The 4,992-nt window shown below is 74.3% G+C and carries 3 protein-coding genes; 1 reads left to right on the top strand and 2 read right to left on the bottom strand.

Features of this window, described 5'->3' with window-relative positions:
* The coding region (locus ACJ73U_RS04220; RefSeq protein ID WP_407776177.1) for a DUF6923 family protein at positions 1–2,625 on the bottom strand (2,625 nt) is incomplete at its 3' end.
* Between the two features lie 141 nt (positions 2,626–2,766).
* On the opposite strand from ACJ73U_RS04220, the gene ACJ73U_RS04225 reads away from it, so the two are divergent.
* Positions 2,767–3,849: a lytic transglycosylase domain-containing protein gene (locus tag ACJ73U_RS04225; RefSeq protein WP_407776178.1), complete on the top strand. Its 1,083-nt coding sequence runs from the start codon at positions 2,767–2,769 to the stop codon at positions 3,847–3,849.
* Position 3,850: 1 nt separating this feature from the next.
* On the opposite strand, the gene ACJ73U_RS04230 is transcribed toward ACJ73U_RS04225, so the two are convergent.
* On the bottom strand, positions 3,851–4,992 hold a 1,142-nt coding region (locus tag ACJ73U_RS04230), incomplete at its 5' end, for a PucR family transcriptional regulator (protein WP_407776179.1).

A 4,992-nucleotide genomic window follows, 5' to 3' on the forward strand; every position in this document is an offset into this window, starting at 1 on the left:
CAACCGCACCGGCGCGTTCGGCCCGAGGTCCCCGAGGACCCACCGCACCGTGGTGGTGCCGTCCGGGTTCGGCGCCACGGTACCGGGGCCGGCGACCGCGCCGACGCGGAAGCCGGCCGGGACCGTGTCGGTGACGACCACGTTCCGCGCGGTCGACGGCCCCCGGTTCACCACCTCGATGGTCCACTCGAACGACGAACCCGCCTCCGCGAATGCCGGGCCCGACTTGGTGATCGCGAGGTCCGCCTCGGGCGTCGCGGTCGTGGTGACCCGCGCGGTGTTGTTGTCCGGCACGGGGTCCGGCGGCCCGGACGCGGTCACCGAGGCGGAGTTCGTGCCCGTGCCACCCTCGACGGGCGCGGTGACGTCGTAGGTCAGCACGCGTTCCGCGCCGACGGCCAGCTCGCCGACCGCCCAGGTGATCGTGTCGCCGTCGACCGTGGCGCCCGGCGGCGTCCCCACGAGCGTGAAGCCGGCCGGCAGCGTGTCGCGCAGCGTCGAGCCGGTCGACCGGTCGGGCCCGTTGTCGCGTACCCGCAACGTGTAGGTGGCGGTCGCGCCCGGCCGCACGGCGGCGGGTCCCTCCTTGGTCAGCGCGAGGTCCGCGGTTGGCGCGCGGACGTCGGTCGTCACCCGCGCCGTGTCGTTGCTCTGGTCCGGGTCGACCGGGCCGTCCGGACTCGGCCGCACGACGACGTCGTTCACCAGGCTCGCGGCCGCGAACGGCGTCGTCCCGTCGACGCGCAGCAGCACCGACTCGCCGGGCGCGAGCGGCGCGACCTGCCAGGTGATCGTGCCGTCGCCCACCGTGGCACCCGGCGTGTACCCGGTGACGGTGTAGCCCGGCGGCAGTGTGTCGGTCACCGGCGCGGCCGCCGACCGGTCCGGACCACGGTTGCCGACGGTGATCCCGTACCCGAGTGGGGCGCCGGGGTCGGCCGTCGCCGGCGCGGTCTTCGTGACGACCAGATCCGCCTGTGGGCTCGGGATCTCGATGTCGGTGACGACCTCGTTGGAGGTGTTGTTGGCGGGGTCGGTGTCCTGCCCGCCGTCGGCGGGCGCCGCGGTTGCCGTGTTGACCACGGTCCGCGCGCGGTCGCCGCCGACCCGGACGGTGATGGTGCGGGTGACGACCCCGCCCGCCGGCACGGAGGGCAGCGTCCACCGCACTCGCTGCCCGGTGACCGTGCCACCGTCGGAGGCGGCGACCGGCGCCAGCGGCGCCGGCACGTCGTCGGTCACGGCGACGGGCCAGGAAGCGGCGGACCCGTTGTTGGACACCAGGACCGCGTAGTCGAAGGTGTCCCCCGGCCGGACGAGGTTCTCGGTGACGCCGCCGGTGTTCTTGCTGACGGCGATGTCCACGTCGAGCGGGTCGACGGTCACCGGGGTGGCGTCCGCCGGGTCCGGCGTGCCGGGGAAGTCCGACCACACCTCGCCGCCGGGGATGCCGCCGCCGGAGAGCCGGGCCTGGTTGTCGAGCACGCCGCCCGCGGTCGGCGGCACGCGCACCTGCGCGGTGATCCGCGCTGACCGTCCCGATGCCACGGTCAGCCCGTCGATGACGAGGGTCCGGTCACCGTTGGTGAGCCGCACGGTCCCACTCGGCGTGCGTACCGAGCCCGGCACGAAGGTGCCGCCCGCGCGGGGGCGGGTGAGGTCGTCGGTGAACGTCGTGGTGCGGGACTGTCCGGTGCCGTTGGTGATGTCGTAGGTGTAGGTGACGGTCCCGCCCGCGGTCACCGTGCCGGGGTCGGCGCTCTTCTCGAAAGCCATCCGGAACGCGCAGTTGGCGCCGTCGCCGGAGCCGACGAGCGCGGGCGCGGTGCCGATCTCGCGCAGTGGCGCGTAGGTCCTGGTGCCCGGGTCGAACGCGGCCTGGTAGAAGTGGATCTGCCCTTCGCCGTCCCGGCCGCCGAGGAAGGTGATGCGGCCGTTGCCGTCGATCCACGTCGTGCCCTGGCTGTCGACCACCCCGCCGGCCGGTAGCGTGCCGCCCGCCGGTGCGACCGTCGCCGCGCCGCCGCTGAGCGTGATCCGCACGACCTGCTGGACGTTGCGGTCGAAGGCGTAGAGTGTGTCGTCCATCGGGTTGACCGCCCAGTCCGCGAGATGGACCACCGGCAGCGCGGCCCTGGTGACGACGCGGGGTGGCGTGACACCGACGTCGATCGCCATGACCTCGTCGGCGACCCGGATCAGGAACTCACCGTTCCCCCGGAACGTGCCGGAAAGGATTCCCTGACCGGTGATGGGGGCGCCGTTCCAGACCGGCGTCCCGAGGTTGGTGAAGGTGCCACCGGCGTCCACGCGGAATATCTGCGCACTCTCGTTGACGACCCCGTACACGAGATTGTCGACGTGGTCATATCCGATCGCGTTGAACCGGAAATCGGCGGTCGCGATCGGATGGAAACTGGTGTCGGTGCCGCCGCCGGGGGTGGGGAACGCGATCCGGCCGAGCGTGCTGCCACCGGGACCCGGCTGCATCATGTAGTACGTCGAGTCGCACGGGAACGGCTGGAGTGGTTGTGCCACAGCCATGTTCGCCACCGGCGGGAGACCGGCGACCGCCACCAGCATGACGATCAGGACCGTCATCAGCCTGCGCAGGGGTCCGGACACGCGTGCCTCCCGGGATTGGTTTCCACCGGACGACAACGCTAGAACCGGCGAACTGCCACCGGTTGCCTCCCGGTGCACCAACGTGGGCAGAATGCTTTTCCGCCCCGACCGGAATGGCCGCCGCGATGCTCTACTCCACTGGTGACGACGAGAATTCCGGGAAACTACTTCGGTGACCGCGCCGCCCGCCTTGCCGGGGTGACACTGCTGGCCGCCGCGGTGGGGCTGGCGGGTGCCACCCCCGGTCCGGCGGACGCGCCGATCGCCGATCGCGGCGTGCCGAGGCAGGCCCCGGCGCCCGCACCGGGGCCACCGGCGGCGCCCGCGCAGGCGCGGACCGTGCCGCTCGGCAGCTTGCCGGTCGCGGACCCGATCGAGTTCACCAGGTCCGGCGGCGCGAACGGGGTGCCCGCGTCGGTGCTGGCGGCGTACCAGAACGCCGCGGCGGCGCTGGCCGTGACCCAGCCGGGCTGCGGGCTGCGACCCGAACTGCTCGCCGCGATCGGCAGGGTGGAGTCCGGACACGCGCGCGGCGGTCAGGTCGACGCCGCCGGCACCACCCTCACGCCGATCCTCGGCCCGGTCCTGTCCGGCCAGCACGGCTTCGCTGCGGTCGCCGACACCGACGGCGGCAGGCTCGACGGGAATCGCGTGTGGGACCGCGCGGTCGGGCCGATGCAGTTCATCCCGGGCACGTGGGCCAGGTGGGCGGTCGACGGCAACGGTGACGGCGTCGCCGACCCGCACAACGTGTACGACGCGAGCCGCGCGGCCGGCGACTACCTGTGCGCGGGCGACCGCGACCTGCGCACCCCGGCCGGCCTGGACGAGGCGATCCTGAGCTACAACCAGTCCCCCGCCTACCTGCGGCTCGTGCTGGCGTGGTTCAAGGCCTACACACTGGCCCTGGCCGCCATCCCCGACGACACCGGCCCGCTCGCGCCACCGGACACCGTCGTACCGGCCGACGAGGTCGCGCTGGCACCGGGAGCGGAAACCCCGCTGCCACCACAGGAAACCCCCGGGGCCGCCGCCCCTCCGGTGGCCGGCACACCACCGCCGAGCAGCCCACCGCCGACCCCGGCACCGCCAGTACCCCCGACGGCGCCGGCACCGACGGCGCCGGCACCCGGCCCGGTCCAGACACTGGTTTGCGTGGTGGGCGGCGTGCTCACCGGTCTCGGCTCACTCCTCGGCGCGCCACCTCCCGACGACTGCGACTGACTCACCCGACGTGGCCCAGCTCCGCCGCCTCCCGCTCCCCCATGCGTGCCAGCCGGGCCGCCAGGTGCAGCGCCAACCGCTGGTCCACATCGGACAGGTCGGCGTCCAGCAGCACCCGGATCCGGTCCAGGCGCTGGAGGACCGTGTTGCGGTGCACCCCGAGCGCGCCGGCGGCCGCCGTGGCCGACGACTCGTGGTCGAGGTAGCACGCGAGCGTGTGCACGAGCTGCCCACTCGGGTCCGCGTCGAGCAACGGGCGCAGCAGGTGCAACGCGAGCTGGTGCTGCGGCCCCGCGGCGTGGTGCGCGACGAGGATCCGGTTGACGCTGTCGCGACCGAGTCGCTCGACCGGGCAGGGGGTGCCGCGCGTGCTGGCGAGAAGGCTGGCCTCCCGCGCCTGCGTCAGCGACTCGCGCAACCCCGGTAACCCCTCGCTCGCGGCGCCGACCCCCGCGCACAGCCGGATGCCGGGCAGCTCCCGCTCCGCGGCGAGCAGTGCGCGCCGCACCGCGGCCCGGACCGCGTCCTGGTCGGGTGGTGGGGTGGTCTCGCTCGTCCACACCGTCCAGTCGTCCGCACCGCTCAGCGGCACCGCCGGGATGCGGTTGGCGGCGAGGTGCCGGTGCAGGAGCACACCGATCGACGCGGGCGGCAGCGCGGCCCCGACCTGGTGGGTGGTGATGCGCACGGCCGTGTGCCAGCCGGTGAGCCGCCAGCCGAGCGCGGTGGCCTGCTCGAGGATCTGCAGGCTCGGCCGGTCGGCCTCGTCGAGCAGTCGGGAGAGCACCAGGTGGTGGTCGCGGTCGCGGCGGGCGAGGTCGAGCGCGACCCCCGCGAGGTGCGCGACCAGTGCCCACGTCGCGACCCCCAGCGCCTGCCCGACGGTGCGCACCCGCGCGGCCCGCATCTCGGTGACGCCCGCGACGAGCCACAGGTTCGCCGGCGCGCCCGCCGTGAGCCGCACCGGCTGCGCGATCAGCACACCGTCCTGCGTCGCCCTCGGCCACGGCGCGGGCCTGCCGGTGGCGAGCCTGCCGAGCACGTCACCCGGCCCGGACAGCGCCTCCTCGTCGAGGTCACCGGCGAGCACCCGCCCGCCGGCGATGACGAGCCCGACGCTGCTGCGCAACGTGGTGGAGAGCA

The sequence above is a fragment of the Actinophytocola sp. genome (assembly GCF_045807065.1).
In the GTDB taxonomy this organism is placed as follows: domain Bacteria; phylum Actinomycetota; class Actinomycetes; order Mycobacteriales; family Pseudonocardiaceae; genus Actinophytocola.